The organism is Natrialba sp. SSL1 (assembly GCF_001861355.1).
GTDB lineage: Archaea > Halobacteriota > Halobacteria > Halobacteriales > Natrialbaceae > Natrialba.
The window spans coordinates 38,834-55,449 of sequence record NZ_MASN01000029.1 but is presented as its reverse complement, the minus strand read 5'-3'; the positions used below and the strand labels follow the sequence as shown (position 1 = coordinate 55,449).

The 16,616-nt window shown below is 61.0% G+C and carries 14 protein-coding genes and 1 tRNA gene; 7 read left to right on the top strand and 8 right to left on the bottom strand.

The features are described 5' to 3' along the window. Window positions 1–33: 33 nt before the first annotated feature. Window positions 34–107 (top strand) — tRNA-Lys (locus BBD46_RS07430). Between the two features lie 41 nt (window positions 108–148). On the opposite strand, the gene BBD46_RS07425 is transcribed toward BBD46_RS07430, so the two are convergent. The 3 genes from BBD46_RS07425 to BBD46_RS07415 all read right to left on the bottom strand — a co-directional run bounded on the left by BBD46_RS07425 (window position 149) and on the right by BBD46_RS07415 (window position 4,675). Next, window positions 149–511, bottom strand: a complete 363-nt coding sequence (locus BBD46_RS07425; RefSeq protein ID WP_071401096.1) for an SHOCT domain-containing protein — start codon at window positions 509–511, stop codon at window positions 149–151. A 109-nt stretch (window positions 512–620) separates the two neighbouring features. Continuing rightward, window positions 621–2,906, bottom strand: a complete 2,286-nt coding sequence (locus BBD46_RS07420) for a heavy metal translocating P-type ATPase (protein WP_071401095.1) — start codon at window positions 2,904–2,906, stop codon at window positions 621–623. 254 nt (window positions 2,907–3,160) lie between these two features. Continuing rightward, window positions 3,161–4,675: a hypothetical protein gene (locus tag BBD46_RS07415; RefSeq protein ID WP_071401094.1), complete on the bottom strand. Its 1,515-nt coding sequence runs from the start codon at window positions 4,673–4,675 to the stop codon at window positions 3,161–3,163. Window positions 4,676–5,044: 369 nt separating this feature from the next. Here BBD46_RS07415 and BBD46_RS07410 point away from each other — a divergent pair, with 369 nt between their 5' ends. The 3 genes from BBD46_RS07410 (at window position 5,045) to BBD46_RS07400 (ending at window position 8,002) form a co-directional block, all read left to right on the top strand. Then, entirely contained in the window at window positions 5,045–5,713 is a 669-nt protein-coding gene (locus BBD46_RS07410) for a helix-turn-helix domain-containing protein (protein ID WP_071401093.1), read from the top strand. A gap of 308 nt (window positions 5,714–6,021) precedes the next feature. Continuing rightward, on the top strand, window positions 6,022–6,789 hold the full coding sequence (locus BBD46_RS07405) for an enoyl-CoA hydratase/isomerase family protein (RefSeq protein WP_071401092.1): 768 nt from the start codon (window positions 6,022–6,024) through the stop codon (window positions 6,787–6,789). A gap of 304 nt (window positions 6,790–7,093) precedes the next feature. Continuing rightward, a complete protein-coding gene (locus BBD46_RS07400) occupies window positions 7,094–8,002 on the top strand; it encodes a hypothetical protein (protein WP_071401091.1) in 909 nt (302 codons plus the stop codon). A 157-nt stretch (window positions 8,003–8,159) separates the two neighbouring features. Here the strand turns inward: BBD46_RS07400 and BBD46_RS07395 are convergent, their stop codons facing one another. The 3 genes from BBD46_RS07395 to pyrB form a co-directional block, all read right to left on the bottom strand. Continuing rightward, the gene (locus BBD46_RS07395) at window positions 8,160–8,990 is read right to left on the bottom strand and encodes a hypothetical protein (protein WP_071401090.1); all 831 of its coding nucleotides are present in this window, start codon (window positions 8,988–8,990) and stop codon (window positions 8,160–8,162) included. A gap of 414 nt (window positions 8,991–9,404) precedes the next feature. Next, the gene (gene pyrI / locus BBD46_RS07390) at window positions 9,405–9,896 is read right to left on the bottom strand and encodes an aspartate carbamoyltransferase regulatory subunit (RefSeq protein WP_071401089.1); all 492 of its coding nucleotides are present in this window, start codon (window positions 9,894–9,896) and stop codon (window positions 9,405–9,407) included. Continuing rightward, window positions 9,889–10,815 carry an aspartate carbamoyltransferase gene (pyrB, locus tag BBD46_RS07385; protein WP_071401088.1) on the bottom strand — a complete coding sequence of 309 codons (927 nt, stop codon included), beginning with the start codon at window positions 10,813–10,815 and terminating at the stop codon, window positions 9,889–9,891. The genes pyrI and pyrB overlap by 8 nt, the downstream gene beginning before the upstream one ends. A 137-nt stretch (window positions 10,816–10,952) precedes the next feature. Between pyrB and BBD46_RS07380 the strand changes: the two genes are divergently transcribed. Continuing rightward, window positions 10,953–11,576: an RAD55 family ATPase gene (locus BBD46_RS07380; protein ID WP_071401087.1), complete on the top strand. Its 624-nt coding sequence runs from the start codon at window positions 10,953–10,955 to the stop codon at window positions 11,574–11,576. 208 nt (window positions 11,577–11,784) lie between these two features. Here the strand turns inward: BBD46_RS07380 and BBD46_RS07375 are convergent, their stop codons facing one another. Further along, window positions 11,785–12,759: an FKBP-type peptidyl-prolyl cis-trans isomerase gene (locus tag BBD46_RS07375; protein WP_071401086.1), complete on the bottom strand. Its 975-nt coding sequence runs from the start codon at window positions 12,757–12,759 to the stop codon at window positions 11,785–11,787. Window positions 12,760–12,902: 143 nt separating this feature from the next. On the opposite strand from BBD46_RS07375, the gene cyaB reads away from it, so the two are divergent. After that, window positions 12,903–13,550 carry a class IV adenylate cyclase gene (gene cyaB, locus BBD46_RS07370; RefSeq protein WP_071401217.1) on the top strand — a complete coding sequence of 216 codons (648 nt, stop codon included), beginning with the start codon at window positions 12,903–12,905 and terminating at the stop codon, window positions 13,548–13,550. A gap of 251 nt (window positions 13,551–13,801) precedes the next feature. Further along, window positions 13,802–15,007 (top strand): methionine adenosyltransferase, encoded by a 1,206-nt coding sequence (locus BBD46_RS07365; RefSeq protein WP_071401085.1) that lies wholly within the window; start codon window positions 13,802–13,804, stop codon window positions 15,005–15,007. A gap of 92 nt (window positions 15,008–15,099) precedes the next feature. On the opposite strand, the gene BBD46_RS07360 is transcribed toward BBD46_RS07365, so the two are convergent. Continuing rightward, window positions 15,100–16,548, bottom strand: coding sequence for a methyl-accepting chemotaxis protein (locus BBD46_RS07360; protein WP_071401216.1), 1,449 nt, complete (start codon window positions 16,546–16,548; stop codon window positions 15,100–15,102). Window positions 16,549–16,616 lie beyond the last annotated feature (68 nt).

The following is a 16,616-nucleotide window of genomic DNA, read 5'->3' as shown; positions in this document are numbered from 1 at the left end:
TATTTTACCAGTCGACAAAAAGTCGAAGGTGAAGGGCCGGTAGCTCAGTCCGGCAGAGCGTCTGACTCTTAATCAGACGGTCGCGTGTTCAAATCGCGCCCGGCCCGCTTTTGCCACGAGCAAGTACGTGAGGAGCAAAGCGACGGCTCTATTCTTCACTTTGGAGCCGTTTGCGACGTTTCTCGAATTCTTCCTCGGAAATCTCTCCACGGGCGTAGGCAATCCGTAGTTCTTCGACTGCGGCGTCTTTCTGCTCCCCGCCGGATTGGCGAACCGCACTGTACAGGAGGTATCCAAGGCCGAGAAACACGAGTAACGGCACTACTGACATGAGCAGCCACATCCACGTTGCGCCTGTACCGTCCCACATCCCTCCATCCCACATGTAGCCCCCACCTCCGCCCCAAAATCCCATCATTGGCATCGTGAATGCCATCATGAGTACCGGGAGGAGTACAATCGCGGCGATAACGATCACGACTGTTCGAATCAGTGAATCGTCGGTGTCCATGTGAATGACTACGTCTGGCAAGTATTTCAGTACCTCCCAGGCTCCTACAGCGTGGTAATCACTCCCCTCTCGACGTGTCCCTCAGTTCATGTACGTGATCAGTCTCGATTTACACTGAGAGGTCGGCCCGTCGCAGGAGTTGTGCATTGATCGCGACGATGACCGTACTCGCCGACATCAGGACAGCACCGATCGCTGGTGAAAGCAGGATACCAATCGGTGCCAGCACACCGGCCGCGAGCGGCAGCGCGAATACGTTGTAGCCGGCTGCCCAGACGAGGTTCTCCTGCATTTTCCGATAGCTTTTCCGACTCAACTGGGCGAGATGTGCGACATCGCGGGGATCGTTCTCGACAAGGACGACGTCGGCGGACTCCACGGCGACGTCAGTTCCGGAGCCGATTGCGATTCCGACGTCAGAACGCGTTAGTGCGGGTGCGTCGTTCACCCCGTCGCCGACCATCGCCACCAATTTTCCCTGATTCTGGAGTTCGACGATTTTCTTGTCCTTATCTTCCGGAAGCACTTCGGCGAAGTACGTGTCGATGTCGAGTTCCTCGGACACGGCTCTGGCGACGTCTTCCGTGTCGCCAGTAAGCATTGCAACCTCGACATCCATCTCGTGGAGGGCGTCGATCGCCTCGAAACTCTCCTCTCGGACGACGTCAGCGAGTGCAACCGCGCCTACCGCGTCGCCATTTCGAAGCAGGTAGACGACACCTTGCCCACGTTCGCCGGCGTTGTCTGCGAACGTTTTGAGGGCGGTATCTCGTTCGACATCGAGATAGCGAAGCAGGTTGGGTCCGCCGACGTGGACTGTCTCGCCGTCTCGCGCGTGGTCCGTACCCACATCAGGGTTCGCTGCAGCTTCGACATCGACGGTCGCGCGGACCCCTCGGCCTTCAAGCGCCTCGAATTCACGCACACGTGGGACGGAAAGCTCCCGTTCGTCGGCTGCGTCACGAATTGCTTCTGCAATCATGTGTTCGGAGTCGCCTTCAGCAGCAGCCATCACTGCCAATAGCTCGTCCTCGTCCCAGTCATCGGTCGTGGCGACATCGACGACCCCTTGCTCACCTTTCGTGAGCGTACCTGTCTTGTCGAAGACGATTGTATCCAGGTTACGCGCTTCCTCCATGGCGATTCGATCGCGGATGAGCATGCCGTTCTGGGCTGCCATCGTCGTGTTGATCGCGACGACTAGCGGGACGGCAAGTCCCAGGGCGTGTGGGCAAGCGATCACCAGCACAGTAACGACCCGCTCGACGACTGGTAACCCGAACCCAGTAGCGACAGTCCACGCGACGGCAGTGATGGCTGCAACTGTGATTGCAGCGTAGAACAGCCAGCCTGCGGCTCGGTCGGCGAGCACCTGTGTCCGGGATCGGCTCTGTTGGGCTTCCTCGACCAGCCGCATGATGCCAGAGAGCGTCGTCTCCTCACCCGTCGCCGTGACACGAACGCGGAGACTCCCATCGCGGTTGGTCGTTCCGCCGATCACCTTGTCCTCGGGTTCTTTCTTGACCGGTCGGGACTCGCCGGTGATCATCGCTTCGTTCACGTTCGACTCGCCCTCCTCGACGACACCGTCTGCGGGAACGTTGCCTCCGGGTCGCACGAGCACAAGATCGTCCGCCGTGAGTTCGTCAACGCGGACTTCTTCGGTCTCACCATCCTCAGTGATCCGTTCGGCTGTGTCCGGCATCAGCTCGGCTAACTCATCAAGCGCGCCCGAGGCACGCCGGACGCTGCGCATCTCGATCCAGTGGCCGAGTAAGAAGATAACGACCAGCGTGACGAGTTCCCAGAAGAACGGCTCGCCGATTCCGAACGCGACCGCGGCGACGCTGTAGACGAAGGCGACGGTAATCGCCAGCGAGATCAGCAACATCATTCCCGGTTCGCGGTTCCGTGCCTCTACTGCGCCCATCCGAAGGAAGGGAACTCCACCGTAGAGGAAGACGATCGTACCGAGAACTGGTCCGACGAACTCGCTGCCGGGGAACGTCACGGCCGCGTAGCCGAACCAGTCCTGAAGCATCGGGCTGTAGTACAGCACCGGGAGTGAGAGGACGAGACAAACGAAAAAGCGCCGCTTGAACAGCGTCTCGTGTCCGGCGTGGTCAACGTGTGCCTCGTGGTCGTGACCGGAAGAACGATCTTCGTGCGCGTGGTCGGGTGGTTCGTGATGTTCCGCGTCTGCCGCGTGTTCCGGGTGTTCTCCCACTTCAGATACGTCCCGAACTGACGGCTCTTCGGAGTGCTCGATTCTCTCAGCACTCAATCCACAGACTCGACAGCACGGACACTCTCGGTCAGTCGGCTTTTCACCCCGTGATTGTCCCTCGTGGACGTGCTTCGATTCGGGTGTCTCCGCCGGATCGTATTGTGACATGGGTTGTTTCCGTTGCCGCTGTTCCCAAATCCATCGAGTGCGTTACTAATGGGACAGCCGTAGAGAGCAGACAGAGTGATGCGATGATAGCTACTATTCTTGTTATTCGTCACACAGAATACTAATTCTTGGGGGTGCTTCCCAATTGAATACACAGCACTGACATCCACCCTGACCGGAATCGTTGGGGCCTCGCTACAGACGACGCCTCACGAACCCGTACGGGACCATGCGGAACTCCACCTGCGTAGTGATCACCGGTCGTCTCGAACACCCGCAGGGAAGTCGTTGGCCGACAACTGGACGCCACCGGAATCGCTTGTGATTCGAAGCGAGTACGCATCCGCTGTCGGGGCTGCGGAGCAGTTCTCGACGGTCACGTCACTCGCGCCGTTGAGGACGATCGGCGTATCCGTCGTTTCGAACTCGCTGTCGGCGAGCCGATAGTCGGAACCACGAAGTTCGATCCCGCGACGACGGGTCGTGCCGTGCTGTTCGACGTCGAGGCCCGTGAACGTACAGGCGTGCCGTTCACAGAAGATCGCGTGTCGCAGCGTCGAGCCAGGTGCATCACCCGTCACCCGAAGGTCGGAGACCTCGACCGCACCGCCGTCGCTGCCGAGCAGTCGCAGGGCGTTCGCGCTGCCGTCGATATCGACGGCGACGTCGTCGATAACCGCCGGTCCCGTCTCGGGATCGAGTCGGATACCGTTGTTCGGCTGCGCGCCGATACTGATCTCGGTGTTCGAGATGGTCGTCTCGTCGACGGGGTTCATCACCCTGATCGCGTCGCCGTTCGGTTCGGGAACGTCTATCTCGACACCTTCGATGCTGAATTCCTCGCCGCGGTCGAGCCGGATTGCGTGCTGGCCCGCCGAGTCGTGCGGGTCGTCGTCGACGGTGAGCGTCGCGTTTCTGATTGCACCGGTCGTTCCGCTGAGACGGATCGAGGCGGTGCCGCTGTTCTGGTAGTGGCCGCCGTCGACGCCGATTCGACCGGTGTCGTTCGAGGCATACAAGCCGTTGTCGGGGAACCCGCCCAGAATACAGTTCTCGAAGACGAGCGTGCCACGATGGTGCTGATTGATTCCGAACCCGGTCGCGCCGCGCCACATGTTGCCCGCGTTCGGCGTCTCGTCGACGTGAACGGCACCGTCGGGCGCGTGGAAACAGTCGATGAGACCGTCACCATCCGGATCGGTGACGTTGAACAGGCCTGGTCCCCAGGTGCCGCTGTCGTGGACCCCGTGTACCCTCACATTTCGAACGAGCAAGCCGTCCTCGACTTCGGCGTTGATGACCCGGATCCCCGTTTCCGCCGCGGTCTGATCGATATCGAAGCCCTCGAACCGGAGGTTGCGACCTGGCCTCTCGCTCGTCCCGAGTCGGAACAGGCGATACTGCGGGCCGTCGAACTCGTGGTAGTTTGCCGGAACGATCGTCGCACCGTCGCCGACGAATCCGACGTTCTCGAACCCGGTGAACCGGAGCTGTTCATCCATATAGTACCGCCCCTCGGGAAACTCGATGAGCGTGTCGTCGCCAACGTGGTTCCGGAGAACTGACGTAATCGACTCGCTACCAGTTGGGTCCGCGCCGGCGTCGACGATATCGACGACCGTCTCGTACTGCGTCGCGAGGTCGTCGTCCGTCGCCGAACCGACGCCGCTGAGTGAGAGGACTCCACCGATCCCGGCTACCCCAGCGACCGTTCCGGTGAGATACTGTCGTCGACTCCACTTCCGTCCGTGCGTATCCTTCGCCGTCACAGTCTTCGTTCGGTGGGGCCGTGGGTTTACGTATATGCGACGTAAGCCACTCTCCCGAACTATCACAGTACCGTGAGTGTCTGTGGTGACCAGCCACGTCGACGTCCGCTTGCGATTCGACGGCGACCATTGCGACGTACTTGCAACAGATAGAACAGCCTGACTATCCGCCCGTCTGTGAGTTGCACAACCGTTGCCCGCTCGAAACGGTTTCCTCCCGTCCACGTACACCGTTTTTCACGCTAATCTCGGGGCAACTGACTGTAACTCGTTTTTATATACCAGCCCGAGTGACCGTCACTATTGTCGTTGCTAATCTCTTTGGAAACGCGGTTAATGCGGTTCCCGTTCAACGAATGAACCGTATCCATGACATCGATCGCAGACATCGAATTCTCGGCCGAGGGCACCGGACTGGGCGAACTCTTCGAGGCCGTCCCCACGCTTACGTGCGAGATGGAGCGTGTCATCGCCTCGAACGGGCACAGCCTCTGGCTGTCGGGACCGTCCCACGAGATGATCGACGATGCGCTCGCAGCCTCGTCGGCGGTCGATGCGTACTCGCTGATCAACAGCGACGACGGCCGCTGGCTGTACGACATCGAGTTCGAATCCGAGACGGTCGACGTCTTCGAGACCGTCATGGACGAGGGTGGCACCGTTCTCAGTGCCTCCGCGTCGAACGGCACCTGGCTACTGAGCGTACGCGTCCTCGAACGCGATCACGTCAGTTCGCTGTACGACCGCCTCGTCGAAAACGACGTCTCACCGACGATCGTTCGTCTATTCGACCTCGAGTCCGAAAGCCACTCTCAATGCGGCCTGACGAGTCGCCAGTACGAGACGCTGGTCGCTGCGATCGATCACGGCTACTTCGAGATTCCGCGCGAGGTCTCGATGCAGGAACTGTCCGAAGAGCTCGATATCTCACACCAGGCGCTGTCCGAGCGCCTGCGACGCGCCTATCGCGCGTTGGTCACCTCCGAACTCAACGTGGCCGAAGACGAGACGACGACAGCACCGATGCCGTCGGACTAAGACACAACCTCGTTCCAGCAGACATCGCGTGCCACACAGGGGTCATAGTCACGGCCACCGGGTACTCGAGTCTACTCGAGTGTGAGTATAAGTCTGAATCTAAATCTGAATATGTGAGCGACTGCTGTCGATAGTGCCGGGTGAGGGTACTGGTATTGATATCGATATCAGTATCGGTATCAGCACTGACAGTGGCACCAGCATTGACACCGACACCGCAACCGTCGCCAATCAACACTCCATACGGCTCGGTTCGCCAATTTGTCGCGGAACAGCACCATTAAGAGTCAGCTCTCTGTCTTTCTTCTATGGAGATTGACAGCGACGACGGCGTCCTGCGACTCACGTTCGACCGCCCTGGTGTGCTCAACGCGATCACCCGCGAGACCGCGTCGAAACTCGCCGATACGATTGGCGATGCCGATCCCGAGGAGTATCACGCGATCGTCATCACGGGTGAGGGCGATGCCTTCAGCGCCGGTGGCGATATCGAGGCGATGGCGGAAGAACCCGATCCGCCGCGACAGGCTTACGAAGAGGTCACCGAGACGTTTGGCCGTGTTGTCGAGGCGATGCTCGAGTGTCCCGTGCCGATCGTGGCGAACGTCAATGGTGATGCGGTGGGTGCGGGCCTTGCAATCGTCGCGCTCTCGGACATTGCGTACGCTGCCGAGGATGCGACCTTCTCCTGTGCGTTCGTCCGCGTTGGCCTCATTCCCGACACCGGTGGGACGTTCATGCTCCCGCGATTGATCGGCCTCCGTGCCGCAAAGAAACTCGCGTTCACTGGCGAGTTCTTCGATGCCGAACGCGCGGCGGAGCTCGATCTGATCAACGAGTCGGTGCCGGCTGCGGACCTCGACGAGCGGGTGACGGAAACGGTCGAGCGACTCGGCCGTCGTCCGACGGACGTGATCGGCATGATGAAGCAGGCGATGCACGAGAACATGGGCCGACAGTGGGACGAGGCGCTGGATTACGAGAATCTGTTGCAGGTCCACGCCCGCGCTACGGACTCTCACGAAGAGGGAGTTGCTGCGTTCCTCGAAGGTCGAGAGCCTGCGTTCAACGAGTAGTCTCGATTACCCAGGATTACGTCCCTGCCTGTCGGGTTGCCAGCGGGTGGTTGGTGAGTACGGTACTCGATAGTGACAGAGCGTGAGCGAGGGGGAAGTAAGCGTGAGTAGAAGGGGGTGAGTTAGACTGAGGCTGTGAGTGAGTGTGTGTGGGTGTGTGAGTGTGTGAGCAAGAAGCAGAGAGTCACGACTACTGAGAGAAGCGTCGGACTGCACAGGGCGGGCGAGACACGCGTTGCTGGCAAACTCGCAAGCCAGCGCAAGCACCACCATCTTGGTCGTGTTTGGCATACCAGTTGGTGCAATGTCTCCAGAATTTACAGACGATGATGTCGGAAAGACGGTCGTAAACGCGGAGGGTGACGAGGTCGGTATCGTCGCCGATGTCGAGCATGGAACGGCACACGTCGAACCGGATCCGGGAATTACGGATACGATCAAGGCCAAACTCGGCTGGGGTGGGACTGATGATGCGTATCCGCTGCAGGAGACGGCTGTTTCGGAGATGACCGACGACGAAATTCACCTGCAGAGCAACCTGTCGGGAACTGATTCGGAGATGGGGGCAGGGACTGGAACTGGCACCGGCACTGGAACTGGCACCGGAGCGGGCGGTATGTCGGGAACGGGGACCGGCCGCGATGATCGAAGCGACGATAGCGGACTGATGGATGACGACGACCGTCGCGGAGACGACAGCGGGATCATGGATGATGACCGCGACGATGACGGACTTATAGGAGACGACGATGACGACGACCTGGTAGGCGATGACGACGATGACGGGTTGATGGGTGACGACGACGATGGTATTATGGACGACGACAGTCGCCGCGGGGACGACAGCGGCATCATGGACGATGATGACCGCCGTAGTGATGATGATGGCCTGATGGACGACGACGATGATGGAATCATGAGTGACGACGATGACGGTCTGATGGACGACGACGATGATGGAATCATGAGTGACGACGATGACGGCCTCATGGACAGCGACAGTGACCGGGACCGAGACCGCGACGACGGACTCATGGACGACGATGACCGCCGCGGCCGTTCGGACGATGACGGCCTCATAGATGACGACGACGACGAACTCATCGGTGACGACGACAACGACAGTGACCTCATGGACGACGACTCCGATAGCGATGACGGACTGCTGGACGACGACGATGACGACGACCGCCTCGGTGACGATACACGATAGATTCCAGTCACTCCCACTGGAGTCGTTACCCCCATCGGCATCGTTACTCCCACTACTTCCGTCGCTGCCCCCTCCAATTCACACCTCTCGAGTACTCTGCTCTCACACAACGGTAGTTACACGACCGCAAGAAATCTGATCGCCACTCGAGAACAACCTATTTCGGTTCGCCGTGTGTCACACCGTCTTGCTCGTCGGCACGCCGTCGACGCAACGCCGCCCGCGCGTTCGACGCCTCGTACCCGAAGAACACTCCTTCGGCGTAGTGCTCTGCCACCTCGAGTGCGTGAATCAGGTTCTCGATCTCGATGTCGATCGCGTACAGCTCGATACTGAAGGGCGTCTCGAGTGCACTCTGGAATCCCTTCGCGATCGTCTCGAGCCAGTAGGTGGTCTCGTAGGCCATATCGTACAGCGGGATGACGAACTCGTCGACGTGCTCCTCGAGTGCTTCGAGATCTAGGCCGGCGCGTTCGTAGAGGTGACCGGGGTACGGGTCGGGGTAGAGCGTCAGGTAGACACGGCCGGGGATGCGCGCTGCGGCTTCGGCGACGAAGTCGGTGATGACGTCGGCGCGCCAGGCCTGGCGGTCGGCGAACTCGCTGGCTTCGAAGGCCTGTTCGCAGACGCCGCAGCGACAGTATCCCTCGCGAGGGAAGCCAACGTCGTCGAGTCGGACGTCCTCGTTGGCCGCGACGCAGTCGTCGATGATCTCGAAGAGGCCCTCGCGATAGTCCTGTCGGGACGGACAGATGTAGGCCCAGTCGAAGTATTTTCGGTCGCGGGTTGCTGGCCGTCCCATGTCGTCGACGGGGACGAGCGACGGGTCGGCGTCTGCAGCCGCGTTGTCGCCGAAACAGGAGACCATGTTTACCCCGTCCTCGATCGGCTCGGCGGACCGGCCGGTCACGTCCTTGACTTCGTAGAATCCGCGGTCGAACTCCGGCCACCGGACTTCTTCAGCGTTGCGAGTGACGACGCCGTACATACTGCAGCGTACGACGCCGTGCCTGTAAGCCGTTCGGATCGGGGACCGAACCAGATCGGAGTAGGGGGGACACGGCGGCCGACTGCAGCCGTGTGTGAAACCGACCGGTGTGAATACTACTGGTGAACCTGTGCGCTGTCGCGTCGATTACTCGACGGGATCGTACTCGATCTCGTCGTCGATGTCGCTGCCGCTCGTGCTGAGGAGTTTCCAGAGGACGGCGATGACGACCAGGGCGAGTACGACTTTAATCGTGCGTGACATGTACACCGTAACAATCGGTTGGCTCGTACTTAGCTATTCTGGACAGTTCTCCCCTCGTGAAAATATGGCACACCGATCGTGTTCGCCCTCTCTTTCGAACGACGTTCGGACGACGCTCGGACGACTCGGTGTGCGGTCCGCTGTCGGAACTCAGTGCGTATCGATTAGTTCGGCGATTCCCTCTCGCACGATCGTCCCACAGTACGAACAGCGCACGCCGTCCTGAAGCACCTCGAACCGCGAGGTGACCGGCTCGCCGTCGGTCGTAATGCAGTCCATGTTCGGACAGGAGAGTACCCCCTCGACGACAGCGGGGCGCTCGACGCGGTGTTTCTCCACGACGTCGTAGTCGCGGACGATGTTGATCGAGGCGTCGGGTGCGATCAACGAGAGCACGTCGACCTCGTCCTGACTCAGTTCGCGGCCCTCGACCTTGACGATATCCTTGCGCGCGAGGCGGTCCGAGGGAACGTTCATCCCGACGGAAACCTCCTCACCTTCACTGCCGTCGATGCCCAAAATTGCGAGCACGTTCAGCGCTTGGCCACCACGCACGTGGTCGATGACGGTCCCATCCTGAATCTTGCTGACGCGCAGTTCGTGGTCCGCGTTGCCGTCGTGGTGGTCGTGGTCGTCACTCATCTGCCTCACCTCCTGCCAGCAACAGATCGAGCAGCGCCATCCGCACCGGCACCCCGTTGTGTGCCTGCTCGAAGTACGCCGCGTGCTCCGTCTCGTCGATCTCCGGCGCAATCTCGTCGACCCGCGGCAGCGGGTGCATAATCGTCAGCTCGTCACTCGCCTCCTCGAGTGTCTCCAGATCGATCTGGTACTCGCCGGCGACCTTCTGGTACTCGTTCTCGTCCGGGAAGCGCTCGCGCTGAATCCGCGTCACGTAGAGCACGTCGAGCGACGAGAGGACGGACTCGAGTGCCTCGTGTTCGCGGATCTGGGTGTCGTCCTGCTGGTGGAGGTCGTAGACGACTTCGCGGGGGAGTTGCAGACTTTCGGGGCTGATGAAGTGTTGGCGGGTGTCGAAGTTGGTGAGCGCGTAGGCCAGCGAGTGGACGGTGCGCCCGTACTTCAGATCGCCCATGATGCCGATGGTGAGGTCGTCCAGGCCCGCGTTCTCTCGAATCGTGTAGAGGTCGAGCATCGTCTGGGTTGGGTGGTGGCCCGCGCCGTCGCCGGCGTTCAGCAGCGGGACATCGACGAACTCACTCGCCATCGCGGCGGCTCCCTGTTTGGGGTGGCGCAGGACGAGCGCGTCGGCGTAGCCCTCGATGACGCGGACGGTGTCGGCGAGCGTCTCCCCCTTTTTGACGCTCGAGGATTCGACAGAGCCCATGTCGACGACGGAACCGCCGAGGCGTTTCATCGCGGTTTCGAAGCTCATCTTCGTCCGCGTACTCGGTTCGAAAAACAGCAGGCCGAGCACGGCGTTCGCGTGACGGTCGGCGACGGCGGCCGGATCGTCGGCGATTTCGGCCGCTCGGTCGAGGACGGTCTCGATATCCGCCCGCGAGAGTTGTTTGCTCGTGATGAGGTGATCGTGGCGCATTCGTTCGTGTTGGCTCTTGCATCCCCCTTGAATCCCTCCATTCCGCGTCGGGGTCGCGGTGTCGATCCACCAACCGCCGTGACAGTGCTGCGAAGGCAAAGAATTATACACGAACTACAGAAAGACACGGTACCCGTATGGTAGAACGGCTGGAAACCGGGATCGACGTGCTGGATCGCAAACTCGACGGTGGGCTTCCGCCGGGATGTCTCGTCGCGTACGCCGCAGCCCCGGCCAGTCAATCGGAACTCTTGTTGTACGAACTGACTGCAGCACGCGGCACACTCTATCTTTCGACCGAACGGTCGACCGATGCCGTCCGCCACGCCGTCGAGAACTCCCCCTCGGACGTCGGGAACCCGACAATTCGACACGTTGGCAGCGACGCCCCGATCACGGAAACGCGCAAACTCATCAATGCACTCCCCGAGGGTGCGAACCTCATTATCGACACCATGGACGTTCTCGAGCACACCGATCGCGAGGAGTTCACCTCGTTTCTCAACGATCTCAAGACACAGATGCTCGAGAAAAACGGCATCGCCGTCCTCCACTGCCTGAAAGGCGACGAAACTACGAACCGGTCTCGAACCTTCCACGCAGCGGACGCAGTCTTCGACCTCCAGACCGCTATCTCCGGTGCCGAACTCGAGAACCACCTCACCGTCCCCAAATTCCGCGGCGGCAGCCAGCCAACCGACGCGATCAAACTCGAGTTGACCGAAGAAGTGGCGATCGACACGAGTCGGGATATCGCCTGAGTTCGCTGTTTCCGCGTCTTACGTCTCAGTTCCTGCTTCTCGTTCCCCGCTTCTCAGCCTCCGTTTTGAACTCTCACTCTCGCGTTTGGCTTCTCAGTCCGCGCTGTGCGCCGCTTGCGGTCTGTGCAGACCAACATCCACGACTCACAGTCGGGACTGAGACTGTTCCGTCTGAAAACGCAAAAACTGAAACCGCTAGTCGCAGGGGTTACTCGTCTGCGCCTTCGAGTTCGTCGACGATCTCGTCGGCGTCGACGTCGGCGTCCTCGAGTGCCTCCTCGATGTCGCCGCCGCCCATGCCGCCACCCATACCGCCCATCATGCCGGGCATGCCCATGCCGCCCATGCCGTCGATGACTTCCTGGACGATGACACGGTCGACACCGATCTGGTCGATGATGTCCTGACCGATCTGCTGCTTGCCCATCATCCACTGCTGGTTCATGGTCATCTGCGGCGTGGCCTCGAGGTAGAGCGTCTCCTTCTCGACGACCTCAGTCTCGAACTCAGGCTCTGCGTCTTCGTCCTCATCTGCGTCCTCGTCGGGCTCGACTGGGACTTCCTCCTCGACCTCGTCGGTCTCGATCCAGAGTTCTGGCTCGAGGCCGAGGTACATCTCGAAGAGGCCGGCAGCCTGCTGTTCGCGGTCGTCGACGACGTCGAGAACCTCGAACTCGTACTCGACGTCCTCGCCGGCCAGCGGGTGGTTGAAGTCCACACGCGCGCGGCCGCCGATGATCGTGCTGATGTAGCCCTGCTGGCCGTCGACCTGCACGTTCGCACCGGGGTAACGGTCGTCCTCGTCGATTTTCTCGGCGCTGACCGTCTGGACGTTGTCGGGGTCGTACTCCCCGAAGGCGTCCTCGGCGTCGATCGTCACGCTGCCGGTGTCGCCCGCTTCGGAGCCGACGATGGCTTCTTCGACGCCCTCGAAGATGTGGCTCTCGCCGAGGACGATCGTGCGTGGCTTGAACTCCTGATTCTGGTCTGCGACACCTTCCTCTTCGGCGACCTCTGGGTCGGTCGTGTCGACCAACTGGTCACCGTCGGCGGTGTATGCAGTGTACTCGAGTTCGACGAAGTCGCCGTCCTGAAGCCCTTCGGCTTCTGCAGCGTCTTCGTCGGCTTCCGCTTCGACGTCATCGGCCTGCTCATCGAGCTCGGCCTCCTGTTCCTCGGTCATACGTTGTACGTCCCGCCGTCGACATTTAAGTACGACGCTTTGGTCCGAGAACGCGTCCACGCGGTGACTGGTATCTGCGATTGGTATCTGTGGCGACCGACGAGAACGACCGATACTTACGGCCGCTGCCCGTTCGAACGGCCATGTACGAGGTCGAAGTGAAGGTGCCTGCCGAACTCGATCGTGTTCGGTCGCGACTCGAGGACGGAACCGATGATGAGGCCGACGACGGGATCGGAGACGAAGACGACAGCACAGCACTCGATGCGACGCCAGCGGGAACGGTCGTCCAGACAGACACGTACTACGATGCTCCACACCGGACGTTCGCCGAGACGGACGAAGCGCTCCGGATTCGACGCGAACGTCACCCCGATGCAGACACAGGCAGCGAAACGAGAGTCACCTACAAAGGACCGCTCGTCGACGACGAGTCGAAGACCCGCGAGGAGGCCGAAACCACCATCGGCGACGGCAAAACGTTCGATACGATTCTGACGAACCTCGGTTTCGAGCCGGCCGCGACGGTTCGCAAGAAGCGCGAGCGCTACACGGTCGAACTCGCCGAGACGGACGCCACAGAATCAGCCTCCGCTCCCCCGACAGACTTCACAATCACTCTCGACACCGTCGACGATGTCGGCGAGTACGTCGAGGTCGAAACTGAGGTCGAGAGCGAGACCGAACTCGAGTCCGCCCGCGCCGGCGCGTACACCGTGCTCGAATCCCTCGGCCTCGACCCCGACGACCAGCTCCGGACCTCGTATCTTGGGCTCTTGCTCGATTCCTGAGACTGCCAGACAGAACGATTCGAAGACTGGGTGCGCTACTGAAGCCGTCTCCGAAGATGACGGTCGCGACTTTGTGGTCCGCTTCTCACTGATCCCTCATTGATCCCTCACTGGCTTCTTACCGCCTTCTGCCCGACAGTGAGCGCCCGATTGCCCGCCGAACGCGGTCGATCGGTGGATAACTGCCAGGTATTTTCCGACGTTGATCTGTTTCCGCAAGTTATAGAACCACGCTCCGTTTAGAGCCGGCAATGAGCGAGCGGAACATTCGGGTCGAGCCAATCGACCGACAGGCAGTCGAAGATCAGGAGGTCGAAATCGTCGAACGAAAGGGGATCGGACATCCGGACTCCATCTGTGACGGCGTCGCAGAGAGCGTCGCCGGCGCACTCGCACGCGAGTACCTCGATCGTGTCGGCGAAGTACTGCACTTCAACACGGACGAGACACAGCTCGTCGCCGGCGAGGCCGCCCCCGCCTTTGGCGGCGGCGAGGTCGTCGACCCCATTTACCTGCTGATCGTCGGTCGCGCGACCAAACACTACGAGGGCCAGACCATCCCCACCGAAACGATCGCGCTCCGCGCAGCGCGCGAGTACCTCGAGGAGACCATCCCGCAACTCGAGTACGGCGAGGATATCGTCGTCGACGTGAAACTCGGTGAGGGAAGCGGTGACCTGCAGGATGTCTTCGGAGAGGACGAAGTGAGCGTGCCGATGGCCAACGACACGAGCTTCGGCGTCGGTCACGCGCCGCTGACGGAGACGGAGCAGATCGTCTCCGAGGCTGAAGCACGACTGAACGGCGAGTTCGCTGACGAGAATCCGTACCTCGGTCCAGACGTGAAGATCATGGGCAAGCGCGAGGGCGACACGATCGATGTCACCGTCGCGGCGGCGATGATCGACGAGCACATCGCGGACCTCGATGCGTACGCGGACGCCGTTGAGTCCGTTCGCGAGTTCGTTTCTGAGGTTGCAAACGAGCATACGGACCGCGAGGTCAACGTCCACGTCAACACGGCCGACGACTACGAGGAAGGCTCGATCTACCTCACCGTCACCGGCACCTCCGCAGAGCAGGGTGACGACGGCTCCGTCGGCCGCGGGAATCGTGCAAACGGCCTCATCACGCCGAACCGCTCGATGTCGATGGAAGCGACGAGCGGCAAGAACCCGGTCAACCACATCGGAAAGATTTACAACCTGCTCTCGACCCAGATCGCCGAGGAGGTCGTCGCCGAAGTCGACGGCATCCGCGACATGCGCGTACGCCTGCTCTCCCAGATCGGTCGCCCGATCGACGAGCCACACGTCGCCGACATCCACGTCGTCACGGCCGACGACGTCGAACTCGCAGACGTTCAGGACGAGATCGAAGCGATCGTCGACGACCAACTCGCGAACGTTACAGACATCACGCGAAAAGTCATCGACGGCGAGCTGACAACGTTCTAAGCCGTCTGAACCGAGTCACGACGACGCTTCTCGCGTTTCTCGTTTCTAGTTTCTTTTTACTCGAGTCCGTCCAGCGGATCCGGTTCGCTTCTCTACGTCGACCCCGACTCGCCGTCCGACTCCGATAACTGTCCCACCGTCGAGCGAACCGTCGCCACGCTCTCGCGTTGTTCCCGGGTCGACTCCGAGATCGTCTCGAGTTCCTCCCGCAGCGAGTTCATCTCCTCGACCGCGAGGTCGACTGTTGCGGCGATCTCCTCGCTGCCCGCGGCCTGGTCGTCGATCGCTCCCGCGACCTCGCTGACACCAGTTGCGGCGTCGTCGATCGTTTCAGCGATTTCGTCGAGTTTCGTGAGTGCGTTCTCGACACGGTCGACACCGTCGTTGATCCGCTCGGTCGTAGTTTCGAAACTGTCGGCGGTCGCCTCGATCTCGTCCTGGATCTCCGCGATGGTCGACTCGATTCGGCCGGCCTGCTCCTGCGTGTCCTCCGCGAGCGACTTGACCTCGCTGGCAACGATTGCGAAGCCGGCACCCTCCTCGCCGGCCTGGGCGGCCTCGATCTGAGCGTTGAGCGCGAGAATGTTCGTCTGGTCGGCGATGTTGTCGATAACGTCGACGATCTCGCCGATCTCGTCGATGCTCTCGTGGAGCGTCCCAATCTCGGCCGAGACAGTCTCGGCGGATTCGGAGACGGTCTCCATCGTCTCGATGGCGTCACTCGCCGATGCGGAGCCGTCTTCTGCGAGCTCCGCTGCCGTCTCGCTGGTCTGGTGGACCGTCTCCGTCGTCGAGGCGATCTCCTCGATCGTCGCGCTCTGGTCGGACACCTCGGAGGCGATCGTCTCCATCCGCTGGGTTTGCTCGACGCCGAGGTCGTGGATTCGCTCGATCGTGTCCGTGATCGATTCGGTGGTCTCCTCGAGTTCGACGACTTCGGATTGAACCCGTTCGGAGACGGTTTCCTGGAGCACCTCGAACTCCTGGCGCTGGTGGACGAAATCGGTCACGTCCGGCGTCGCCTCGAACGCGCCGATGGCGTTCCCATCGGGATCGCGGAGGGGAACGGCGTACACCTGATGGTACCGGTCGGAGTGGGGCACCGTCCGCGTGTCGTCCTCCTGAATCGGCTCGTTCCGGCGGATGACCTTCTCCGCGAGCGTCTCGCTCTCACCCTCTGTTTCGAAGATGTCGTAGGCGTTTTTTCCGAGGACGCTCTCGGCTTCGGTTCCGTTCAGCTCTTCCATTGCTCGGTTCCAGTTTGTGATCTCGCCGCCCGCGGCGACGGCGAACGCCCCCTCAGGGAAACAGCCGACCAGTTGCGTGTACAGCGAACGCCAGAAGTTGCGTTCGTGTCGCAGCCGTTCGCGTTCGGTTTCGGCTGTCGGGTCTGACTTGTCACCGTCTGTCTCTGCCGACGAGAGGTCCTGAGAGTCGAGATACTGTTCGAGCAGAGCCGATTCGCCCTGGGTGTGGACCGTTCGTGTCGCCGTTTCCGTGCCGGCTGCCGGACCACTGCTAGGCGCTGCAGAGTCACTCATCACGCTGGACAGCCCGCCCATCGCTCATAGTTTCTCTGGCCGTCTGTCCGTGCAACTACCGCTCCCCG

Bases quoted from the DNA above. Each gene is read 5' to 3' on its own strand.
- BBD46_RS07425 (WP_071401096.1), bottom strand. From the start codon at position 511: ATGGACACCGACGATTCACTGATTCGAACAGTCGTGATCGTTATCGCC.
- BBD46_RS07420 (WP_071401095.1), bottom strand. From the start codon at position 2,906: ATGTCACAATACGATCCGGCGGAGACACCCGAATCGAAGCACGTCCAC.
- BBD46_RS07410 (WP_071401093.1), top strand. From the start codon at position 5,045: ATGACATCGATCGCAGACATCGAATTCTCGGCCGAGGGCACCGGACTG.
- BBD46_RS07405 (WP_071401092.1), top strand. From the start codon at position 6,022: ATGGAGATTGACAGCGACGACGGCGTCCTGCGACTCACGTTCGACCGC.
- BBD46_RS07400 (WP_071401091.1), top strand. From the start codon at position 7,094: ATGTCTCCAGAATTTACAGACGATGATGTCGGAAAGACGGTCGTAAAC.
- BBD46_RS07395 (WP_071401090.1), bottom strand. From the start codon at position 8,990: ATGTACGGCGTCGTCACTCGCAACGCTGAAGAAGTCCGGTGGCCGGAG.
- pyrI (WP_071401089.1), bottom strand. From the start codon at position 9,896: ATGAGTGACGACCACGACCACCACGACGGCAACGCGGACCACGAACTG.
- pyrB (WP_071401088.1), bottom strand. From the start codon at position 10,815: ATGCGCCACGATCACCTCATCACGAGCAAACAACTCTCGCGGGCGGAT.
- BBD46_RS07380 (WP_071401087.1), top strand. From the start codon at position 10,953: ATGGTAGAACGGCTGGAAACCGGGATCGACGTGCTGGATCGCAAACTC.
- BBD46_RS07375 (WP_071401086.1), bottom strand. From the start codon at position 12,759: ATGACCGAGGAACAGGAGGCCGAGCTCGATGAGCAGGCCGATGACGTC.
- cyaB (WP_071401217.1), top strand. From the start codon at position 12,903: ATGTACGAGGTCGAAGTGAAGGTGCCTGCCGAACTCGATCGTGTTCGG.
- BBD46_RS07365 (WP_071401085.1), top strand. From the start codon at position 13,802: ATGAGCGAGCGGAACATTCGGGTCGAGCCAATCGACCGACAGGCAGTC.
- BBD46_RS07360 (WP_071401216.1), bottom strand. From the start codon at position 16,548: ATGAGTGACTCTGCAGCGCCTAGCAGTGGTCCGGCAGCCGGCACGGAA.